The following is a 24,304-nucleotide window of genomic DNA, read 5'->3' on the forward strand; positions in this document are numbered from 1 at the left end:
CTAAATATATTGTTACAAAGCCACATTTATTAATATATTATTTAAATACCGTTAAAATCCTATTGTAGTGGATATTAAAATAATAGATAATCTACGGGTTAAGTTACTAATAAAAGGAAATAATATAGTGGAATCAATTAAAATCCCATTAGAGTTTGCNGATAAATCAATAATAATAGTATTTATTGGTATAATCTGCTGGACAGGGCTAAANAATATCTTNNCAGTTAAGACATTTAAATTCTTCGCTCTNGGNAATAGAAATTTNTCTGTGGGNGCGCTAGTNGCAACNATNGTNGCTACNTANNTGAGTGGGAGTGNNTTTTCNNTNANNCTNNCTNANANNTATANNNANGGNTTTTATTNNNTNNTCNNTAGNNGTNGGTANCTNATNTAGCATTNATNNNTNNTNGCATTTNTTATNATACCAAGNATNCAAGATTTTTTAGGNAATATATCNATAGCTNAAGCANTTNGTNNAANNTATGGNAAANNNATNAGNTATANNATATCTNTAACCATNATTANTAANNCTATNGGAATGNTNNCNNTACAATTNAAANTNTTNNGTANAATNTTNGAGTATTTTACNGGNAATANNGCTNTNTTNTCNNTGNTATTTTCAGCTTTGTTNGTAACATTATATTCTNCTATAGGAGGNATAAAATCAGTNGTATANACNGATATTATACANTTTCTTNCNTTATCNNTNNCNATNATNATNATNGGANTNNTNNTNNTNCAATCTNCTNNCAANAGTGNNNANACAAANNTNNNTNNNTTNTNTCAACANAAAAANTTNAATCTAAAANAAATATTTGNTNNTTNANNNATNNATCNTTCTGGAANATGNNNAGTTTATTNTTNNNNTTTTTTCTATCNAATCTTTTGANTCCTACNATGGCNCANAGANTACTGNTTGGNAGTAANCTNGNAAAANTNAGNAANGCNNTGNNAATNTCANCAATTGTTTTAATNATTNCANNNATNATGNTANNTATNATNCCTGTATCNCTTTTTNNTNTTAATCCNAAATTAGATCCNNACTCANTANTACCACATATAGTAAANGAATATTCATTTTTTACTGGAATAGCAGGAATATTAATANTAGGAGTNATAGCNATGTCNATGTCTACAGCTGACTCTTGGATTAATACNGCAGCAGTAACTTTTGCTAATGATTTATGGCCTAGTNANAATCCTGTGCATCAGTTATATGCAGCTAAATCTTTTTCANTNTTTTTAGGNTTATTAGGGTTAGGATTNGCNTTTTTAGAANATNATTTATTNAAANTTGNTNNTNNTNNNNAANNTNTTTTANNTTGGGNATGGTAATCCCAGTATTGTTATTAACGATATTTGGNTTTAGNACAGAGAAGAATGTAATATTGATATCGATGGGTGCAGGATTTAGTGCTATAGTACTGAGTAAATTGTTNTTATCAATTGAGCCATCAGTCATAGCAGCAGCAGTTACTACATTAATGATTTTAGTATTGCATTACTCAAGGGGTAAAGAAGGGGGCTTCATAATCAGAGCAAAAGCAGATTCATATTTAGTNTTTTTAAGAAAGGAAAGAAANAATAACTTCAAAGAGTTGANGAGTTTTTTATTTGATNTTATGTCTGGNGAATATTTTCAGGCAAATCTGGAGAGATACGAGATAAGATTCACTGTATTCGGATTTTTNTCAATATTGTCGACATTAGCTATAATNTATGGTCATAGAATCAATCTTAANTCATCCCTGCAGACATCGATATATATAATGATGATAGCAATATCAGTAGCGTCACTNCTTTCNACAATGCTGCCCTACAGAGATGACTTTTTAGATAGCAAGATAACATTGGTCCTGTGGTATGTCTCAATATTCTTAATGTTAGGAGTNTTCAACACATTTTTTGTAATGATAACNAANCATAGCNTGATNTCATTTGGGATATTNNCANCNAANATATTTATCATGGCTTANNTNGTAGGCTGGAANATGACGATATTGATGAATATTGTAGGATATTGGGTAGCCAAATTCTTATATCAGNTCTATGCTGTNNTGCATGAGGTAGCAGATGAAAATATATCTGCAAGATTCGTATATGCATATTTATTAGCAATGCTTGCATCATCCGTCATGATGTTATTTAAACCAAAAGAAGAAGCATTGGATATTACATCGGATTATTTGCACAAGACAGAGGAAGATAATAGGCAGTTAAACCAGGATAATTCTGAACTTTATGAGGTGAACACAGAGTTAGAGGGAGAATTAGAATTTTATAATGATCAGCAGAAAAAGTTAGAGTTGTTATTAGTTGACTATAAACTCAATACGAAAAAGATGACTAAAATGCAAATGATAAAGAAATTACAAGATATAGTAGCAAAAATTATACTTGATAATAACCCTGATGAAGAACCAAAAGATTTAGGAGAAGTGTTATATCCTGATGATCCTACCAAAGGATACAGACAATATAAAGAAAATATGAAGTTACATACTGATAATCCTACAAAAGAATATAAAGAATATAAAGAGAATCTAAATACTATAGAAAGCATAACAAGATCACTGTTTAGAAACGACTTCACAGTAGAAGAAATTGCTTCTATAGTTAGCCTAACTATAGAAGAAGTAGAGCTGATATTAAAGGACTTGATTGAAAATAGTTGATAGGAAATAGTTTACTCTATTTCTTATAACATTAAGATAGTGGGAGATGTTTTTTATTATCATAGTTAGCGGCGATCAACTAGAATCCTAGAATAATATTTGCATTCAAAGAGCTTCATATACACATATATCTTAAGATTAAAGTTCATATTAGTGTTATAAATACAACTTATAATAAAAATACCTCTTCACTTAAAGATAATTTCTATAATGTCGAATCAACTTAAAATAGAATGCTGGGCATATGTTAGTTACATCCTATAGTTTAATTAATATATGTTATTTCTTTTAATTAAAAAAAAATAGTGAGGTAAGTATGGGAGCAGCAGCAATAGTTGGAGGCGCAATTTTAGCCGGAGAATCAGCAGGACAGTCAGATTCCCAGGATATGGAAGAGGAGAAAGCAGATTTCCAGAAAGAACTAGAGTAACGGTTGCAGAATATAATTCTAGAGAAAGAGTGAGAGAGATGGAAAGACAAGCAAGAGAGGCTGAGGCTGCACGTGATAGAGAAGAAACAGCAAGGAAAATAAAAGAAGCAGAAGCTGCCCATGCAAGGGAAGAAGCAGCAAAGAAAGCAAAAGAAGCGGAAGCAGCCCGGCAAGGGAAGAAGTAGCAAGAAACTAAAAGAAGCAGAAGCTGCCCATGCAAGGGAAGAAGCAGCAAGGAAACTAAAAGAAGCGGAAGCAGCCCGTGCAAGGGAAGAAGCAGAAAAGAAAAGACAGGAAGAAGAAGAAGGAAGGAAAGCAAAAGAAGCGAAGGCAAAAGAGGAGGAAGAGGCAGAAAAGATAGAAGAATTTTTAAAGAAACAGGCAGAAGATTTTGAAAAATCTCAACTTGATCATGCAGGCAAATTAAAGCACGCAGCATATGAAGATTTAGATTTTAAAGATATGACGATAATAGATAATGCAACAATATTGGGTGACGCAGGAGATAGCCATAGCTCTGATGTGATTAATTTTGTGATGTAGGATAACTCTGCAATATGTAAGATACTGAAAAGAATTTACAGAAGAGATTGTCTAATTTGAAGATTAAGCATCAGATTATAGAACAAAGATAAGTTGTTATAGCTATAAAATGAATATTTAATAAGAAAGATCAGAATTTCTAGTTAAATATTTTGCTATTAACAGTGTTACTTCTATTAAAAGAAATTGTTAAAAAAAATATTAATATCTAATAGATGCGATATAAGTGATGTCCTTAATATTGTAAAGAGGGATGATAATCAAATTCTATTAGATATACTGGATTGATCTTTGGCATTTTAAAAGACTTACTAAACAAGTGATGAAAAATTATACTACCAATCATTATTAATTATACGGTGTATATTGTGAATAAAATGTCTTCTGCTATAAAATACCAATATGCTATCAGTGTAGAGTTTGTTTTGGTTGTTCTACTGATACTGTTAAACATATTATATGCTTACCGTATGTTTTACTCTGTAATACATAAAATATCATAACACCCTGGCTTTATTTACACGTTTGGTTGATGTACTGTATTCTAATTACTATCCCTTCACACTTAATTAGTTAGATAAGAATTAAAATACTCTACAATTTCTTGATTATTATATAAAAGATTCTTAAATAATTGATAGGCAAAATATTAGTTAAAATAATATTTGTAGTCAATACTATTCAAATGTAGCACAGTGGATATGTCTCTTTGACAACAACGCATTATACAAGTTATCCAAAAAATTGTAACGGATATAACAAACTAAAAGAAAATTCAAGCAATTTCTATCAAAACTTAAATAATTAAATAAAATCATTTTGTATTCTGACAATAGTAAGACTATAACAATACATTGATAATGTGTAACATTAAAATCTATAAGTCAATACTCATTGAGTGAATCTTTTAAAACAAGAAATACCTAGCAATCTAGGATTGTAGTTGATTAATCATCATAATCATTATAATCATTAATATCACATATAATTTCTCAATAATCGCGTAATACAGCCCCAAATTTCTTTTGTACTTGACTAATAATCTTATGATTTAGATGTTCTATATCTTTTTCTAAAAGAGTTTTATAATCATCTTGAATAACAATGGAAATCGCTATAGAGTGCTCATTACTATCTGGTGAATCTGATAATTCATGAATATCAAACAACTTAACTGATTTAATTAATGTTAAGTCTATATTTCTAATAAAATTAATAATTGTCCCTATTTTTTGAGATTTATCAATGATAAAAGAATAATCTCTAGTGATTAATTGATAATCTGAACGATGAAAATATTGCTTAGTTTTAGGAATTATACAAGACAAAAGTTTAGATAAATTTATCTCAAACCCTAATACTGGTAAATTACAAATATCATATTTCTGCAATGTAATAGGATGGATTTCACCAAAAAAACCAAAAATATTACTATCATTAGTAGATAAACATATAGAGCGAGTAGGATGTAGATAGTCATGTTGTACTCTATCATCTAACATAATATCAATATCGGTATCAAACCCTAAATGCCTCAATATAAGATACACATCAGATTTTATATCAAAAACATCTACATATCTATCAGAGAAATGGACATTTTTATCCTGATATAACCCCAAGCGCACCCCAGATACAGATATATCATCAGCAATTTCACTTTTTACCATAGTATTAAATACTTGCCCTACTTCAAAAATAGCAAGATTTTTTACTGATCTTCTTAAATTGTTTCTAACTATATCAAGTAAATTTGGTAAGATATATGGTCTCATGTAATTCAAATCAGATGTAATAGGATTCATTATCATAAATTCATCTTGTAAATCGCAGAATCTAGATGCCTTATCTTTATTCATAAATGAGTAACTAATGACTTCATTATATCCCCTAACAGATAAAATCTTCTTAATTTCTAGGCTATTGGTATGTTGTTTGGGTATTACCTGAATTTTATTAAGTGGTAATGGAATCACAGGAATATTATCATAACCATAAACTCTAACCACTTCTTCTATGATATCTTCTTGACTATTTAAATCTTTACGCCAAGCTGGAACAGAAATTGACAATAGATTCTGATTAACGTCTATAATTTTAAATCTCAGTTTTTCTAAAATAGAATATATAATATTATATTGTAATTCAAACCCTGTATAAGACTTAATGCAATTAATATCGAATTGTATAGGTGTAATAGATATATTAGCAATATTATTGTAAGAATTAATTTCAGATATCTCTCCTCCACATATAGAGACAAGTAAATCAGTAAAATACTCTAAACTTTTAATAGTAAAATCCGGGTCTACACCTCTTTCAAAGAGATATCTTGACGCTGTATTAATATTTAACCTCCTTCCACTGTGTAATATTGATTGAGAATTAAAAACTGCAGATTCTACTAAGATATTAGTTGTATGCTCAGAACATGCTGAGCCTTGAGCTCCTATTATTCCTGCAAGACATTCTACAGAGTGACCATCTCTCACTATTATATCACCACTAGTTAAACAATATTCCTTGCCATTTAAAGCTTTGAATAAATAATCTTCTGATAATACATCTACGGCTAAGTTATTAGAAATTTTGTCTAAGTCATATACATGTAGTGGTTGACCAAACTTATAACCAATATAATTTGCAATATCAACTACAGGAGATACAGAGATAATATCTAAATCTGATAAAAGTTTTCTAATCCGTACAATAGTAGGGGAATTATTATCTAAACGATTATTAATATTTTTTATCTCTCTAAAGCTAAATATACTACAAATATCAGGATTTAATAACTTAAACTGAGTTTTAGGAAAAAAAGTTGGATGCAAACTAGGGATTTGTATTGGTTTCAGTGTTATTAATTCATGGCATGATAATTCTCTAGCTAAACCGTACAAACTTTGCATATCAGGTCTATTACTTGGAATAGCAATATCTAATATTATATCATTACTATCGAGATATTTCGCTACAGATTCCCCTATTACAGCATTTTGTTCTAATTCTAAAATATTTTCGTTGTCTGAATTAATATCTAATTCATATGCAGAACACAACATCGCTTCACTGACAACACTTCTGATTTTAGATTTTTTTAATTTAAGACCAGTTTTCGGAATTATTGCTCCAGGTTTAGCAAGTACAACATTCATACCTGCCCTAACGTTAGGTGCTCCACACACTAACTGTAAATAGTGAATATCCTGATTATTATCATACTGAATTTGACAAATTTTTAATAAATCAGCATTGGGATGAAAATCTACAGAAATAACTTTACCTACAGTAAATTGCTCTAAGAGGCTATTATGTGTTATTAATTTCTCTGCTTCAAATCCTAAATCAATAATAATTTTCAGAATATCTGAATACTCCAAATTACTATCAATAAAATCCTTCAAAGAAGCAATGCTGATTTTCATTTCTTTTATATACTTTAATTGCTACATATTTTCGAACAAAGAAACTCTATAACAAATTTTTAAAACATTCAATATGATTTATTTTGTAATTTATCTAATCATCAAAGATTTACTATGCATAATCAGTAAGATAAGTATTTGACATATTAGTATAAACTGTATATCATCCGTTTGTGTTCATATTTTTCATTTAGTAGCTGCATTAATGATAAAGAGGCTAAAAAATATTTGACTCTTATTGCGGTGATATCAATATTTGATTACATAGATAAGGTCAATAACATAAAATACCCCCGGAGCTTACTAAGAAGTTCAGGGCCTATAGCTCAGTTGGTTAGAGCGCACCGCTCATAACGGTATGGTCGTAGGTTCAAATCCTGCTAGGCCCACCATTTAATACAATAGAATTACTGGTGTTTGTAATACGTGCTCCAATTTTAAGAAATTATTTTGCAATGATATTTTTATATTATCTACTGATAGTATCATTGATAGCAGTATTCATTATTATAATAGCCAACTCATTCGATACATTACAAAAATTTAAATCTTATGAAGTCCCAGCTTCAATATTTTGGCAACTCATAATGTTAAAGATTCCACATATAATAAATGAAATTTCATCTTTAATAGGATTTATTAGTACAGTTTTTTTCTTAAATCACATATTAAACACAAATGAGTTACTAATTGTATTAACTAACAAAATTTCAATGCTCCAAATAATAATAATTACTGTAGTAATTGTTATATTATGGAATATATTGCTATTATTATTAGATCCGATTGCAGTAACTTCTATTGCTAAATATGATAGTATAGCGTCAGTAATTATAAAGAATAAAAATAATAATTTTATTATATCAAAATCTAAAATTTACTTCCTAGAAACAATAAATGGTATTAAACGCTTTATACAAGCTAATTCAATTAATCAAAATCAGAACAAAATCTATGGTGCTACCATACTAGAATTCGATCATCAAAATTCACTTAAACAGAGATTAGATGCAGACGTACTAGAAATTAGCGGATCTATACTCAAAATATTTAATACCACCATTAGTATCAATAATATTAATGGTGCTGAAATGCTTAAACACGAAATACTATACGTACCTACATCACTTTCTATCGATAACATGGTTAGCCAGATCATAAAACCAGAGCGTTTAACATTATGGAACTTAAAATCACAAATCAATAGATTAATAAAACTAGGCATACCAGAAACAAATTACAAAATATGCTATTATAAAAAATTATTTAGGCCTATATTAGCTGCTTCAATGGTGTTAATAGCATTTTGTTATACAAAAGTGAGTAGAACAAAAACTAAGAAAAATTACGTTATGGTAATAAAATTAATATCTGGTGTAATGATTTACTTCATGTCTGAAATTATTATAAAAATATTAGTATACTCAGGATTACACCCAATATTCTCTATAGGCTTATTAATTATATCAATAATAGGAATAAGTAACTTTATTATTTTACATAGTAATGAAACTTGATATAATAGGCCTTGCCACAGCATTAGATAAACAAATTATTTTATCTAATAATTACTGTCACCATACATAATCGAACTATATGAAAAACAGAATTAATAAACTAATTGAGATGTTTATATCAGATATAGCTATAGATCTTGGTACCGCAAATGTTTTAGTCTATACAAAAAATAAAGGTATAGTATTAAATGAGCCATCTGTAATAGCAATGATCAAAGATAAAGGGGTATATAAACCTTATGCATTTGGATATGAAGCCAAAATGATGCTAGGAAAAACACCTCCTGATATAGAAGTCAAAAGACCTTTGCAAGATGGAGTAATAGCAGATTTTAGAGCTGCAGAGGAAATGTTAAAATATTTTATTAGAAAAGCACATGCAAAAAAAATCATGCTTAAAGGTGCTAGAATATTAGTATGTGTTCCTTCATGCTCTACTCCTGTAGAACGTAGGGCAATACAAGAAGCAGCCGAAGGTTCAGGAGCAAGAGAAGTACTACTGATAGAAGAACCTATGGCTGCAGCTATAGGAGCAGGGTTACCCGTCATAGAACCAACAGGATCTATGATAGTTGATATAGGAGGAGGCACAACAGAAGTAGCAGTGTTATCACTAGGAGGGATAGTATATTCAAACTCTGTTAGAGTAGGTGGCAACAAAATGGATAATGCAATAATATCGTATATCAGGAGGCACTATAATTTATTTATAGGAGATGCAACAGCAGAAAAAATTAAAAAAAACATAGGCTCAGCATATGTGCTAGATAAATCAAATATCAAAACAATGATAGTAAAAGGACGTGACTTGATATTAGGTATTCCTAAAGAAATAGAACTAAATGAATCACAGATAGCAGATAGCCTAAATGACGCAATTGCGCAGATAATAGAATCTGTTAAGATAGCACTTGAATCTATGCCGCCAGAATTAGCATCTGATATAGTAGACAAAGGAATAGTAATGTCCGGAGGAGGAGCGCTACTAAGCAATTTAGATTATGTACTAAGTCAATCTACTAAACTTCCTGTAGTAATTGCAAATAATCCACTAGAATGTGTTGCTAAAGGTACAGGCACGGTATTAGATAATTTTAATATACTAAGCCATGTACTATTCAAGCAAGTATAAATTTACTACTATCAGTATAGATATTAAAAAAAACAATAGTTTACAAGCAGCTAAATATGTATCGTAACAGATCAAAATTAAGTTGTTCTTAGCATATAGTTGATCACAAATAAAATACTATGCTGAGTGATGATTGCAAAACATGATGCTAATAAATCATCTATTAATACACCAAAACTATTGTTAAATGTTTTTTCTAGATAATAAATTGGCCAAGGTTTTAATATATCAAATATCCTAAAACAAATAAATGATGTTACACTAAATACTAAGATATGGGAGTTGAAATCCTGAAACAAATGTATGGATTGACTAAACACACAAATATTTTGTAAATCAACCATCCAAAAAGATAAAGGAGAAAATATCAAAGTAAAAAACTGTCCAATAATTTCGTCTATGATAATTTCTTGCCTATCATAATGATTATATTCTCTACTATAAATTGAAATAAGAAATCTAGATATAATCAGTATTATACAATTAATAACTAAGGTGATAAGTACTATATTTTGTATATTACTAATATTTATATAAATCACACAAAAGTATATTATCACAGATATCAGAGAACCCCATGTTCCTGGAGCATATTTTACCTTACCAAGGTAACAAAATGTTACAAAAAATTCTGCTATAAAATATTTATAACTATGCATTGACTTAATTGTTTATCTTTTTATTAATATCTTCAATCTGCCAATTTAGTCTTTTTAATATCTGATCTCTCCCTAAAAATATTGCAATTTGTTGTAATTCCGGGCCTTCATTTCTACCTGTTAGTATAAATCTTAGAATTTTTAATATATTATTTTTTTTTACTTTAAATTGAGAAGATATTGACTGAATCCACAATTTCCATTGTTCATCATTAATTATATCTGGAATATGCTTAACTGCTATTTTGATCAACTCAAGATGAGTAATATCAACATCAGGATATATAAAATTATTAAATACAGAATCCCACTGAACTATATCACCAAATATTTTAAGGTGAGGTGCTAGCATATACCAATAATTTTCACTTATATTACTACTATATGATATTAATGGTTTCAACTTATCAGCAATATCAGCATAACTATAACTATTAATAATTTTGTGATTTATCTTAACCAAGTTATCTATCGAATATGATACTGGATGATTTGAATAAGATAAAATATCAAAATGATCTAATATTTCATATAATGACTTACAACTTTGTTGATATGACGAACTACCAATAGATGATAACATGTTGTTAACGGAGATTGCTTCTATACCAAATTCTCTGATTGCAGATATAGAAAATCCTCCTTGAGTTTTAGAAATTTTATTATCATCTGACTTCAATAAACTTAGATGTCCAAATTTAGGAAGATCTAAAACACCTAATGCCTTAAATATCTGTATCTGTATTGCAGTATTGCTGATGTGATCTTCTCCTCTAATGATATGAGTGATTCCAAAATCAATATCATCCACTACTGAACACAACATATATGTAGACTCACCGTTAGATTTAATAACTATGGGATCACTTAAATGTTTAGTGCTATATCGTAATTTTCCTCGTAATACATCGTTCCATATTACTTCCTCTTTATCTAATAAAAACCTATAGTAAGGCTTAATACCAATGGATTTTAAATACTCCTTTCTATCGTGAGTTAAATTTAAACTACTGCGATCATATATAGGGGGTAAATTATTCTGTATCAACTTATCCTTTTTGATTGCTAATTCCTGAATATTTTCATAGCATTCATATATCAAGCCCTTTGACAATAAAAGAGATTTGATTTGTTGATACCTCTCCATTCGCTTTGATTGATAAGAAATACCATCCCAATTGAGTCCAAGCCACAATAAATCTTCAAGTAAAACATCCTTATACAAGTCATTACTTCTCATCGTATCAGTATCATCTATTCTTAATAAGAATTTTCCTTTAGATTGTCTAGTAAATAGCCAATTTATTAAAGCTACTCTAGCATTTCCTACATGTAAATATCCTGTAGGAGAAGGAGCAAAACGCGTAATCATAGTTCACTATATCAAAATTTAGTAAAATCTGTTATATCTTCTGTATATGGCAGCAATATACTAATCTTAGTAGCAATACCTGTTTGTATATCTATCTCTATTTTACCATTCATCATCTCAATGATTTTTTTAGTTATAGGTAAACCTAACACTGTATTTGGATATTCATTTTCAGAATCTATTTCTTGAAAACCAAAGAAGCGATACATATTATCACTTCTTTCAGCTTCATCTTTTCTTACACCATTATCTATTATAGTGATATATACTAAATTTTCTGATTTATCTTTTGTTACAGAAAATATTATAACTCCTCCACAAGGTGTAATTTGTATAGCATTATGCAATAAATGCAGTAACACTTGCTTTAACCTTTTAGAATCAGCATTCACTATAACATGGCTTTCTTCTATTTTAGTAACTAATGTAATATCCTGTTCAAATACCATAGATTCAACTAATCTTAATACAGATAAAATTACTTTATTCAAATCTAATTCTAGATTATCTATCTTCATATTATTAGAAGATATTTGCGCAAAATCTAAAATATCATTTATAATATCTAAAAGCTTCTTACCAGATTGGTTAATGTTTTTTATATAATCGCGCAATTTGAGTTGATCATTAATTATATCATGATTTTGCGATAATATAATATCTGAAAAGCCTATTATAGAATTTAGTGGCGTCCTTAATTCATGGCTAACAGTTGACAAAAACTCTGACTGTACGTTTTTTACTATATCATTACGTGCATGTACAGTATAATAATCAATAAAGGATCTTATCCTATTTCTATAACTTCTCATATAATAATTTTTATAAGAAGCAACTACAGTTAATAAAGTAATAGAAGATATTAATATCATTAACACAAAATTTCTATCTAATCTTATAATATCATTTAATGATCCTGAAACATTAGTTTTCACCTGTAATACCAAGCAGTGTTGATTACCATTTTCTAAAAAATAAAAAACTGGTATATAACTAGTAAACAATAATTGATCCAATTTTGAATAATGTAATGTATTGATATCTATTCCTTTATATAATGCATCGAATTGAAAATCAATATTGTAATATCTTCTTAAAAAAAAGCTATCGAACGGCAACAAAAGATTTTTATAAGGATATTGAGTATCATCCCTAAAGGAATGAAGTTCAAATTCAGAAACTTGGTTATTCGATATATTAAGAATACTCACAGTAGAACTTATATTTGCAAAAAAAGCCTTTGATAATTGTTTGAAATCATTCAAATATTTTTGATCTAACTCTAAATTATTAACTTTAAATCCTTTATAAAAATACTCTTTGTTGTACCTTAAAAAAAAATTCTGATAATATTGAGTAGCCAAATTCTTATTGGTTTCTAATGACCTCCTGATCACAACATTTTCTACCAAAGTATAATGATATAAAAGAAAACTTATCATTATATTTAGTAAAAATATAGTAATAACAACTAAAATATTAAATTGTAAATTATGTTGCATTAATTGATGTCTTATAAATAAACAACTGGTTCTAATTAAATTAACTATTATTTAAATACAGCAAAATAATTAACATCTACATCATCTGATATAAACCATTGATTATGAAGAATATTAAAATTTAAACCATTTAACTTCACCAATTTTAAATTAGTGGTTTTTAGCATCATATTTAACTCAGAAGGTTTAATAAATTTAGAATAATTATGAGTATTTCTAGGTAACCAGCGTAACACATATTCACCTATTAATATAGAATATATATAAGATTTAATATTTCTGTTGATAGTGGATATAATCAATACACCATTAGATTCTACTAAAGAAGATAAATTCAGTATAAATTTTTGTATATTACTCACATGCTCTACTACTTCTAAACATAATACTACATGAAATTTTTTACCTAATTTCAAATAATCTTCAATGCTAGAACATAGGTATGTGACAGATAAATTATGTAGTCTACAATGATGCCTTGCTGAGGCTATATTAGATTCACTAGGGTCTATACCAATAACATTAAAACCTTTCTTAGCAAGAGATGAAGATATCAAACCACCTCCACATCCTATATCAACTACGTCAATAGCAGAACAGTCACTAGTATTAAAATAAGAAGTAAGAGTAGAAAATAAATACTCTACTCTTACTGGATGTATTTTATGTAAGATTGAAAATTCAGATTTAGGATCCCACCACTGATCATAATTTTTGTTAAACTTAGCTAACTCTATATCATCTATTGAAGATTCATCCATAAAAATACCAGTAGATAATCCATTTAATTCCTAAATTTTAAACATTTACATAGGATATAAATAAGGCTTTAAATAATGCCCTGTATAACTTTTATCTGTTGCTGCTATAAGAGATGGAGGACCTTCTACTAAAATTTCTCCTCCATGATCTCCACCTTCCGGTCCCATATCTATAACATAATCAGCTGTTTTAATTACTTCCATATTATGTTCAATCACTACTACAGTATTACCTTTATCTACCAATTTATGCAATACTGATAATAATTTTTTAATATCATGAATATGCAAACCTGTAGTGGGTTCATCTAATATATATAATGTCCTACCTGTAGATTTTTTTGATAACTCTTTTGCTAATTTTATCCTTTGCGCTTCTCCTCCAGATAGAGTCGTAGCAGACTGACCAATCTTAACATATCCTAACCCCACTTCTTCTAAAGTAGTGAGCTTTTCATATATAGAAGGCATATTTTTAAAAAACACTACAGCTTCTGTAACAGTCATATTTAAAACATCTGAAATATTATTATCATTAAATTTTATCTCTAATGTTTCATTGTTATATCTTTTACCACCACACACATCACATTTTATATATATATCAGATAAAAAATACATCTCTATTTTGATTAATCCATCTCCATGACATGATTCACATCTTCCTCCTTGTACATTAAAAGAAAAACGTCCTACTTTATATCCACGTACTTTAGATTCAACCAATTCAGCAAACCAATCTCTAATATAGGAAAAAACCCCTGTATAGGTTGCAGGGTTAGATCTGGGAGTACGACCTATAGGAGATTGATTAATATCTATAACTTTATCTATATTTTCTAATCCACGAATTGATAAATACTCACCAGGACAAATTTTAGATTTAGGATCTAAAAACTTTATTGCAGCTTTATATAAGGTATCTATGATAAGACTAGATTTACCGCTACCAGAAACACCTGTAATTACTGTGAATAATCCTAGTTGTAGCGATAATTTTATATTTTTTAAATTATTAGCTTTAGCTCCTGATAACTCTAATATTTTATTACATTCAGCGGTACGTAGCTTACTAGGTACAGCGATGTACTGCTTTTTTGTGAGATATTGCGCTGTAATACTTCGAGTAGATTTTTTTATTTCATTTATTGTTCCCTGAGCAACTATTTCTCCACCATCTATCCCTGCCCCAGGACCAACATCAATTATATAATCAGCACTGATCATAGTATCTTCATCATGTTCTACAACTATTACAGTATTACCTAAGTCTCTTAAATCTTCTAAAGTTTGAATTAAATTGCTATTATCTTTTTGGTGTAAACCTATAGAAGGCTCATCCAACACATATAATACTCCGCTAAGTCCAGAGCCAATTTGTGATGCAAGCCTTATGCGCTGCCCTTCTCCACCAGAAAGTGTATTAGCTGCTCTCGAAAGAGTTATGTATCCGAGCCCTACATTTACTAAAAAAGATAATCTTGATCTTATTTCTTTTACTATAGGAGCAGCAATGACCTTTTGTGTGGTATCTAAAATAGATTCAATTTCTGAAAACCACCTATATAATTCTGAAACTTTTTGATCAGATAATGCCCCTATATGCATCTGCCCAATTTTAATACATAATGATTCAAATTTTAACCTATAACCTCTACATGAACTACAACGACGTTTAGAAGTAAATTTCAATAATTCATCTTTAATAATACTAGAATCACTTTTAGCTAATTTATGTTCTAAACTAGCAATTATGCCTCCAAATGGCTTTTCTATTGACTCTACTTTATTTAAATTTTGACATTGAAACTTAATTTTTTCATCACCTGAACCATAAAATATAATTTTCTTTATCTTATCAGGAAGATCTGCAAAGCGTACTTTTAGATCAAAACCATAATGTATAGATAAATCTTTAAATTTCTCTAAAACAAATTTAGGAATATTATTACTCCAAGGGGCAATAGCACCATCTAAAATACTCAATGATTGATCTGGTACCATGAGATCTTCATCAAACAACATTTCTTGCCCTATACCTTCACATCTAGTACAAGCTCCAAAAGGGCTATTAAAAGAAAACAGCCTAGGCTCTAAATCTGCTATCTGAAAACCTGATTCTGGGCAAGCAAATTTTGCAGATAAAACTATTTTCTGTAATATAGTATATTCTGAATTATGATCCTGAGGTAACCGAACTACAACAATATACACTATCCCCTTCCCTAAGTCTAAGGCTGTTTCTATGCCATCTGCAAGCCTATTACCTAATTCATCAGAAATTTCTAAATTATCAACAACAACTTCAATATTATGATACTGATTTTTATTAAGATTAGGTAAATCTGAAATGTCATACACTCTATCATCTATCTGAACTTTAGTATAACCATTCTTTTTAAACGATATAAACTCTTTACGAAATTCTCCTTTTTGCTGCCGAACAACAGGTGCTAAAATAGAAATCTCTGTAGATTGAGGTAGTGACATCACAGTGCTAACTATTTGAGAAAGAGACTGCTTAGTAATAGGAAGACCAGTAGCTGGAGAATATACAACACCTGCCCTAGCGTATAAAATTCTCATATAGTCATAAATCTCTGTTAAAGTGCCAACAGTAGATCTAGGATTTTTAGATATAGTTTTTTGATCAATCGCAATTGCAGGAGACAACCCTACAATAGATTCAACATCTGGTTTACTATGTAAATGTAGAAATTGCCTAGCATAAAAAGATAAACTCTCTACATATCGCCTCTGACCTTCAGCATATATAGTATCAAAAGCCAAAGAAGACTTCCCTGAACCACTTAACCCAGTTACAACTATAAATTTCTCTCTAGGGATATCAACATCTACATTCTTTAGGTTATGCTCTTTAGCTCCCCTGATTCTAATAAACTCCTGCATTTAAAAAAAATAACACCACTAATTCCTACTTTGATATATGGTATTAACTTTTATATAAAATGTCAAGAATAAGACAAAATACCAGCTATATAACCATAATATGCAATTAAGTAATTAATTGCTAGTTAAATAATAAATAATAAACTCAGAAAACACAAATTGTATAAAAATAATATCTAGGTTAACTCATAGGTTTAAAATTATAAGCATTTTATGTTATAATCTTTGGTATAATGTGAATTGAAATATGTAGTTAAAAATATGAATAAACAGAATAAAAATATAGGTCATGATATTTTTGAAATACAGAAAACAACTCAAAAAATAATGCGCTATACATAAATAACAGCCAATCTACTGAAGAATTAAGCTGTAATTATAATTCTTCAAGTTCTAGCAGGGATTCTATAGCCAAAACACACTATGATACGAGTCTTATAGATACAGTAGTAGTAGTACGTGATAATGTAAATGAGATTAAAAATTATTAGATGATCCTACAATAGATATTGACGCGCAAGATAAAAGAGGGAATACAGCGTTAGTTATTGCGGTTAAACTTAAGAGAAATATAGAACTAATAACACTATTGCTAAAAAATGGTACTAATCCGAATACTACAGTGAGTTACGTGTATAAAAAATTCAACGTCCTAGATGAAGCAATAATGTATGGTTTAACAGAGTTTTATAAACTATTAACAGATTATGGAGTGCAAGCAGGAAAGTATGCAAGAGAAAAGTTATTTGATATAACACAAAAATACGTAAAAAATAAATACTGGATAGGTAATTTTGAAGAAGCAGAAGAAAATTTTGTAGAGATAAAAGCCATGTTAGAAGATGCTAAAGTAGATCCCAATTATAAAAAATAGTGATGATAACACCCCTCTATGCCTATCTTTTATAAACAACGCGTATGAGTTGGGTGAATTATTAATAAAACATGGAGCAGAATTTGATGTTAATGCAGCTAAAGCACTAAGATCAACTCTTCAACGAGTCACTATACTTTCTATGATTCAGAAAAAATTTTTGAGTCAATTGAGTTATTAATAAAAAAATGATAGAAAATAGAAAAGATATATATGGAGAAAAAGAAACAGCAAAGGAAGTATTAAAGATCTTTTTGGAAAATATAGAATGTTTGATAATGTGGTACCACTGTAAGGATTTTTTAAAAATACTAGCTATCTATTCAAAAGAATCCTAAATAAAGAGGATGTATTGTCTGTTACCAAACAATTTGAATTCAGTCTGGAAATGGAATATTACATAAATAATAACTTGATGGGTGATGTCATAACATATGATCTTGAAGACATATTATAACTAATATAAAATGTAAACTCAGAAAGTAACATTAATAAATTTTTATGATTCAGACGTTTTAATATGAGACGAAATGATATTCTTAATTTTATCAAATGTTATCATTAGATTATCATTAGTTACTATATAGTCATAGTATTGAGCATTATTCATTTCAGATAGAGCACTTTGCATTCTTAAATCAATCACACTAGGGTTATCCTGCATTCTGCTTCTAATTCTGTTCTGTAATACAGATAAACTAGGAGGTAATATAAATATACTCAATATATTATTCCTGTATATAGAATTTTTGATCTGTAGTAACCCCTGATAATTAATATCAAGTAATATATTATAACCCTCTAGCATTTTTGAAGATATATAATGTTTATCTGTTCCATACCAATGGTCATATATTTTGGCATATTCAAGTAGTTCTTCATTTGCAATCATTTGCTGAAATTCTTGATCAGTTTTAAAAAAATAATCTACTGAATCCCGTTCACAATTTCTAGCTTTTCTTGAAGTAACAGAAACTGAAAGAATTAAACTCTTATCTGACTCTATCAACATTTTTGCCAATGTTGATTTGCCTCCACCTGAAGGTGAGGATAACACTATTAACATTAATAAAAATGGTCTATTTGTATTTATAAAAACATTACATATCAAAGACTAAATGGATATTAATTTAGCTAATTTAGTGGTAGAATGTTCGAAATGTAGTGCTTTACCTTCAAATACCCGATTATAAGAGTGATGCAGAGCTGTACTGATTTCTGCAAAAGCTGTAAGAATTAGTTTAAGCTTGCCAGGATATGCAACAACATCACCGACTGCATATATTCCTTCTCTATTAGTTTCGTAATATGGATTCAATACTTGTATATGATGATTTTTAATCTCTAATCCAAAATCTTTTACTGCCCCTAAATCTTGCGATAAACCAAACATAGGCAACAATATATCTATATCCAAATACTTGTAATCATAATTAAGATTATCTAATACTATTTTATCTATTACACCATTACTTCCTTGGATAGAATTAAGTTGAAAAGGCACTAACAACTCTATTTTACCTGCAGCAACAAGTAATTCCAATTTTTCTAAACTGGCAGGAATAGCACGAAATTTATTTCGTCTATGTACTAAATAAAGCTTTTTAGTTATATTGGATAAATCGATTGCCCAATCTACTGCTGAATCACCTCCACCAGCGATAAGCACTACTTTATTTTTACAAATATTTTTATCAGACAAATAGTAAAATACTGATTTATTTTCAAAGATTGATAAATTTCGTATAGGAGGCTTATTAGGACCAATAGCACCAGCGCCTGCTGCAATAATAACAATCTTCGCGCAAAATACATTTTGGCTAGAAGTGGTTACATAATAAAGGTCATTTTTAAATGCAATATCCACAGCAAATTGAGAAAATTGATAGTGAGGAGAAAAAGGCTCAGATTGCTTAAGTAATTTATCAATCAACTCTGATGCTTTAATCTCAGGATAGCCTGGAATATCATATATTGGTTTATCTGGATACAACATACTACACTGCCCTCCAGGGTAATCCAATGCTTCGATAACACAAGACTTCATCCCAAGCATACCAGCCTGAAAAACGGTAAATATACCAGCAGGCCCAGCTCCTACTACAATGACATCATATCGCATCTACAGGACACAGATTGAACTTTTCAAACAAAAATCATACACTCAGTTGAACAACAAAGCACCACATTTAATCTAACAATTGATATTTACAGAATGTTTATCTTCCAATAAATGCTCTGTTTGGTAAGAATCCGCTGCAGGATCTTTTAACATATACCCTCTACCCCAAACTGTTTCTATATAATTAATCCCTCCAGAAGCTTTAGCTAATTTTTTTCTTAACTTACAAATAAAAACATCTATTATTTTAATTTCAGGTTCATCAACACTACTATATAAATGATGCAAAAACATCTCCTTGGTCAATACTGTCCCCTTGCGCATAGCTAACAACTCTAATATCGCATACTCTTTGTTGGTAAGAAATACCCTATTATTATCAACTTCAACTATTCTAGTATCTAAATTCATAGAAACTTTATCAAACTTAACCACTGACTCAGAATGCCCCTTTGATCTTCTTACAATAGCTTGAATTCTAGCTATTAATTCACCTTTATTAAATGGTTTTGTAAGATAATCATCAGCCCCAAAACACAACCCCTTGATTTTTTGATCCACTGCTGATAGACCAGACAAAATTAAAACAGGAGTCTTAACTTTAGCAGAACGTAATCTCAATAACACTTCATAACCATCTATATCAGGCAACATGAGATCTAATAAAATTACGTCATAATCGTATATTTTACCTATCTCTATTCCATCTTCTCCTACCTCTGCTGTATCGCATATAATCCCATCAGTAGCTAATGCTAACTCAGTAGATCTAGCAGCAGATACATCATCTTCTATTAATAATACTCTCATTTGCTCTTCCTATCTAAATTGTAAAACAAAATAACAACAGCTATATCAAACACTTCTACTCAAATTGATAAAATCAATTAAATCAAACTATTCTAGTAATAAAAAACACTATATTTGTTTCTATTAGACTAACACCAATTAACTAAAGATAAACCCATAATTTAACTACTCGGCAACAGTACCCCCAATACTACAGATTATCATAGCTTATTTCAACTAAAAAAATGCACACCCTGAATTATGATATATATTAAATATATATCATAATCAAAAAAAAAAGTAAAAAATGCTTATTAAATCACTTAGTTTAGAACTGATTAATGCATTTTAATAATTAACAAAATACAACATAATTAATATAAAATATTATATATGTAACAGTGCTAATCATTAATTCAGTATAACCGAAGCTGAAATATGATATTTATTGGACTAAACTGGATGGGATAGGTGGATTCGAACCACCGACCTTCGGCATCAAAAGCCGCTGTTCTACCGCTAGAACTATATCCCAATTAATCCACCAATAAGCGCCCCTAACTACGTTGTTAGCATCAAATATATTAAAATCTACTCCTGATTTAAATCAAAAGCACAATCACACAAAAATTTTATTTAAATCAAAATCCCATTATAATATACTGAAACTGAGCTAAGGGATGTATATATATTAATAGCTGTAAATAACCAAAATAAATTTTAAACCAATATTTGTATGATTAAATCGCAGTAGAGTGTAATGCAATCAGGATCTGCTGTCAATACTTCCAATCATTAAAATCCATATAAGTTTATAATTAAATTAATGTCTAATCTCGTTTAATAAAAATATTTATATTGACTATTCATTTGATATAATAAATTCTGTATTTTTAGTAAATAACAAAAAATGAAGTTATGCAAAATAGTAAAAACACTGGTAGACCATTATCACCTCATCTAAGTATATACAGACTACAAATTACTTCAGCACTATCTATAATGCATAGACTAACAGGCATTGCACTTTTCATCTCTATATCTATTATATCATGGTGTGTGACTTTTTGGATATTAAGCAATTTTTCTACCAAATATCTGGATATCATGAAAAGTTGGTACATAAAGTTATTGATAACTATTACTATTTATGCATTAATCTACCATATGTTAAATGGCATAAGACACTTATTGTGGGATATATCTATAGGATTTTCTAATCGATATATTACAATTTCTGGCATATTGATAATAATTTTATCAATTTTATTAACAATAACATTTGGTTACTGTATACTGATTTAGTAATTATATATTAGATGTATTAAATGACAATAAACAAGTTACAAGCTCAAGAATCTGGTTTTATGCACTGGCTTTCTCAGCGCATTACATCTATATTAATGATACCAGTCATTTTTACTGCATGCATTCTTGTTCTAAAAATAATCCAAGCAAAAAATCTAACAGAAATAGTTTTTTTGATACAGGAACCTGCAAATATTATGATAGTGATTGTTTTGGTTATATTAATCTTTTATCACGGATACCTCGGTATCAGAATAATAATTGAGGATTATATACAATCTAACAAATTAAGGAGTATATTATTGATGCATTTACTAGTGTACTCAATAATGACTCCTCTATGCTTAGTATTAGCTATCATTTATAACTATTATAGCTAATATACTAAACATATTTTTTTTATTAGGAATATATTTTATAAATATCAATTAATTATATATCTGTTAAATAAAACAATATATGTCAAAAATGTACAAAATTAATACGCATTATTTTGATGTTTTAGTAATAGGCGCTGGAGGAGCTGGGTTAAGGGCAACACTAGGAATGGCAGAAGCCGATCTGAATACAGCTTGCATTACTAAAGTTTTTCCTACCAGGAGCCATACTGTAGCTGCACAAGGCGGTATTAGTGCCGCATTGGGTAATACCGAGCATGATGACTGGAGGTGGCATATGTATGATACAGTAAAAGGGTCAGACTGGTTAGGAGATCAAGATGCAATCGAATATATGTGTAAAAATGCTATGCAAAGCATTATAGAACTCGAGCATTATGGCGTCCCATTTTCACGTAATACAGAAGGTAAAATATACCAAAGGGCATTTGGAGGTATGACCACCAATTATGGTAAAGGTAAAGCAGCTCACAGAACTTGTGCTGCCGCAGACCGTACAGGGCATGCCATATTGCATAGTTTATATCAGCAGTCGATCAAATATAATGCACAATTCTTTATTGAATATTTTGTAATAGATCTATTAATGGAAGATGAACAATGTGTAGGAGTAATAGCATGGGAACTTGAAAAAGGGGAACTCCATATATTTTATGCACATATTACTATTATAGCTACAGGAGGATATGGTAGGACATATTTTTCCGCTACGTCTGCGCATACCTGTACCGGAGATGGAGGAGGTATGTGTAGCAGAGCTTCATTGCAATTACAAGATATGGAATTTGTACAATTTCACCCAACAGGGATATATGGAGCTGGATGTTTAATTACAGAAGGAGCAAGAGGTGAAGGAGGATATCTAGTAAATAAAAATGGTGAAAGATTTATGGAGCGATACGCAGCTTCAGCTAAAGATTTAGCATCGAGAGATGTAGTATCAAGAGCCATCACTATGGAAATTATAGAAGGAAGAGGAATAGGTAAATACAATGATCATGTATTATTACATCTAAGCCATTTACCAAAAGAAATAATAGATAAAAGGTTACCAGGTATCTCAGAAACGGCAAGAATCTTTGCAAATGTAGATATACATAAAGAACCAATCCCCGTTATACCAACAGTGCACTATAATATGGGAGGTATACCTACCAACTATCATACTGAAGTTATCAAATTGGATAAATTCGGTAATGAACAAATTATACCAGGATTAATGGCAATTGGCGAAGCAGCTTGTATTTCTGTACATGGAGCAAATAGATTAGGCTCTAATTCTCTGTTAGATCTTATAGTATTCGGAAGGGCCGCAGCTATTAAAGCACAAAAAATAATTCACTCATTGAATAATAGCAAGCACAGAACATCTAAGAAAATTAATCTAGACAAAATAATACACAGGTTTGATAAAGTCAGATATAGTAAAGGAAATATAAAAGTAGCAGAACTAAGACTAAAAATGCAACATATCATGCAAAAATATGCCGCTGTATTCAGAACTGCCAATATATTAGAAGAGGGAAAAAAACTGATTGATCAAGCTAGAACTGAGTTTGATGATATATATATTAATGATAGATCATTAATATGGAATACAGACTTATTAGAAGCTTTAGAACTTGCTAATCTTTTAGATCAAGCAGTATTAACAATGCACTCGGCAGCAAACAGAACAGAAACCAGAGGTGCACATGCAAGGGAGGACTTCCCAGAAAGAAATGATAAAGATTGGTTAAAGCATAGTTTATCATATATCAAAAATGATAAGACTGTATCTATACAATACAAAAATGTAATATTAAAAACTTTAACAAATGAAGTGGAGTCTATCCCTCCTGTAAAAAGAGTATATTAATTAGTAAATTCACAGTCATATGGTCA

At 29.5% G+C, this 24,304-nt stretch carries 17 protein-coding genes and 2 tRNA genes; 9 read left to right on the forward strand and 10 right to left on the reverse strand.

Annotated features, from left to right (window positions below):
* Positions 1–3,146: 3,146 nt before the first annotated feature.
* Positions 3,147–3,293, forward strand: a complete 147-nt coding sequence (locus IHI24_RS02365) for a hypothetical protein (protein WP_194966469.1) — start codon at positions 3,147–3,149, stop codon at positions 3,291–3,293.
* A complete protein-coding gene (locus tag IHI24_RS02370) occupies positions 3,229–3,651 on the forward strand; it encodes a hypothetical protein (protein ID WP_194966470.1) in 423 nt (140 codons plus the stop codon). The genes IHI24_RS02365 and IHI24_RS02370 overlap by 65 nt, the downstream gene beginning before the upstream one ends.
* Positions 3,652–4,643: 992 nt before the next feature.
* Here IHI24_RS02370 and pheT read toward each other — a convergent pair.
* Entirely contained in the window at positions 4,644–7,076 is a 2,433-nt protein-coding gene (pheT, locus tag IHI24_RS02375) for a phenylalanine--tRNA ligase subunit beta (RefSeq protein WP_194966471.1), read from the reverse strand.
* Between the two features lie 315 nt (positions 7,077–7,391).
* On the opposite strand from pheT, the gene IHI24_RS02380 reads away from it, so the two are divergent.
* The 3 genes from IHI24_RS02380 (at position 7,392) to IHI24_RS02390 (ending at position 9,725) form a co-directional block, all read left to right on the forward strand.
* Positions 7,392–7,468, forward strand: a tRNA-Ile gene (locus IHI24_RS02380).
* A 21-nt stretch (positions 7,469–7,489) separates the two neighbouring features.
* Entirely contained in the window at positions 7,490–8,593 is a 1,104-nt protein-coding gene (locus tag IHI24_RS02385) for an LptF/LptG family permease (protein ID WP_194966472.1), read from the forward strand.
* A 79-nt stretch (positions 8,594–8,672) separates the two neighbouring features.
* Positions 8,673–9,725, forward strand: coding sequence for a rod shape-determining protein (locus tag IHI24_RS02390; protein ID WP_324187233.1), 1,053 nt, complete (start codon positions 8,673–8,675; stop codon positions 9,723–9,725).
* A 77-nt stretch (positions 9,726–9,802) separates the two neighbouring features.
* On the opposite strand, the gene IHI24_RS02395 is transcribed toward IHI24_RS02390, so the two are convergent.
* From IHI24_RS02395 to uvrA, 5 genes are all read right to left on the reverse strand, one after another.
* Positions 9,803–10,384, reverse strand: a complete 582-nt coding sequence (locus IHI24_RS02395; RefSeq protein WP_194966473.1) for a phosphatidylglycerophosphatase A family protein — start codon at positions 10,382–10,384, stop codon at positions 9,803–9,805.
* A gap of 4 nt (positions 10,385–10,388) precedes the next feature.
* A complete protein-coding gene (gene gltX / locus IHI24_RS02400; protein WP_194966474.1) occupies positions 10,389–11,756 on the reverse strand; it encodes a glutamate--tRNA ligase in 1,368 nt (455 codons plus the stop codon).
* Positions 11,757–11,767: 11 nt separating this feature from the next.
* Complete coding sequence (locus IHI24_RS02405) at positions 11,768–13,198, reverse strand: sensor histidine kinase (RefSeq protein WP_194966475.1); 1,431 nt, start codon at positions 13,196–13,198, stop codon at positions 11,768–11,770.
* A 107-nt stretch (positions 13,199–13,305) separates the two neighbouring features.
* Entirely contained in the window at positions 13,306–14,019 is a 714-nt protein-coding gene (gene ubiG / locus IHI24_RS02410) for a bifunctional 2-polyprenyl-6-hydroxyphenol methylase/3-demethylubiquinol 3-O-methyltransferase UbiG (protein ID WP_194966476.1), read from the reverse strand.
* A 45-nt stretch (positions 14,020–14,064) separates the two neighbouring features.
* Positions 14,065–16,929 (reverse strand): excinuclease ABC subunit UvrA, encoded by a 2,865-nt coding sequence (gene uvrA, locus IHI24_RS02415; RefSeq protein WP_194966477.1) that lies wholly within the window; start codon positions 16,927–16,929, stop codon positions 14,065–14,067.
* Between the two features lie 508 nt (positions 16,930–17,437).
* Here uvrA and IHI24_RS02420 point away from each other — a divergent pair.
* Positions 17,438–17,803: an ankyrin repeat domain-containing protein gene (locus tag IHI24_RS02420; protein ID WP_324187234.1), complete on the forward strand. Its 366-nt coding sequence runs from the start codon at positions 17,438–17,440 to the stop codon at positions 17,801–17,803.
* Between the two features lie 499 nt (positions 17,804–18,302).
* On the opposite strand, the gene gmk is transcribed toward IHI24_RS02420, so the two are convergent.
* The 4 genes from gmk to IHI24_RS02440 all read right to left on the reverse strand — a co-directional run bounded on the left by gmk (position 18,303) and on the right by IHI24_RS02440 (position 21,249).
* Entirely contained in the window at positions 18,303–18,869 is a 567-nt protein-coding gene (gene gmk / locus IHI24_RS02425; RefSeq protein WP_194966479.1) for a guanylate kinase, read from the reverse strand.
* Between the two features lie 48 nt (positions 18,870–18,917).
* Positions 18,918–19,925 carry an NAD(P)/FAD-dependent oxidoreductase gene (locus IHI24_RS02430; RefSeq protein WP_194966480.1) on the reverse strand — a complete coding sequence of 336 codons (1,008 nt, stop codon included), beginning with the start codon at positions 19,923–19,925 and terminating at the stop codon, positions 18,918–18,920.
* 72 nt (positions 19,926–19,997) lie between these two features.
* Positions 19,998–20,735, reverse strand: coding sequence for a response regulator transcription factor CtrA (gene ctrA / locus IHI24_RS02435; protein WP_194966481.1), 738 nt, complete (start codon positions 20,733–20,735; stop codon positions 19,998–20,000).
* Between the two features lie 438 nt (positions 20,736–21,173).
* Positions 21,174–21,249: transfer RNA gene (locus IHI24_RS02440), tRNA-Gln, on the reverse strand.
* Between the two features lie 383 nt (positions 21,250–21,632).
* Between IHI24_RS02440 and sdhC the strand changes: the two genes are divergently transcribed.
* The 3 genes from sdhC (at position 21,633) to sdhA (ending at position 24,278) form a co-directional block, all read left to right on the forward strand.
* Positions 21,633–22,019: a succinate dehydrogenase, cytochrome b556 subunit gene (gene sdhC / locus IHI24_RS02445; protein ID WP_194966482.1), complete on the forward strand. Its 387-nt coding sequence runs from the start codon at positions 21,633–21,635 to the stop codon at positions 22,017–22,019.
* A gap of 62 nt (positions 22,020–22,081) precedes the next feature.
* Positions 22,082–22,402, forward strand: a complete 321-nt coding sequence (gene sdhD, locus IHI24_RS04800) for a succinate dehydrogenase, hydrophobic membrane anchor protein (RefSeq protein WP_407690724.1) — start codon at positions 22,082–22,084, stop codon at positions 22,400–22,402.
* A gap of 79 nt (positions 22,403–22,481) precedes the next feature.
* Positions 22,482–24,278 (forward strand): succinate dehydrogenase flavoprotein subunit, encoded by a 1,797-nt coding sequence (gene sdhA, locus IHI24_RS02455; RefSeq protein WP_194966484.1) that lies wholly within the window; start codon positions 22,482–22,484, stop codon positions 24,276–24,278.
* Positions 24,279–24,304: the final 26 nt, after the last annotated feature.

The sequence above is a fragment of the Rickettsia endosymbiont of Cardiosporidium cionae genome, assembly GCF_015476335.1.
Lineage (GTDB): Bacteria > Pseudomonadota > Alphaproteobacteria > Rickettsiales > Rickettsiaceae > JADHZC01.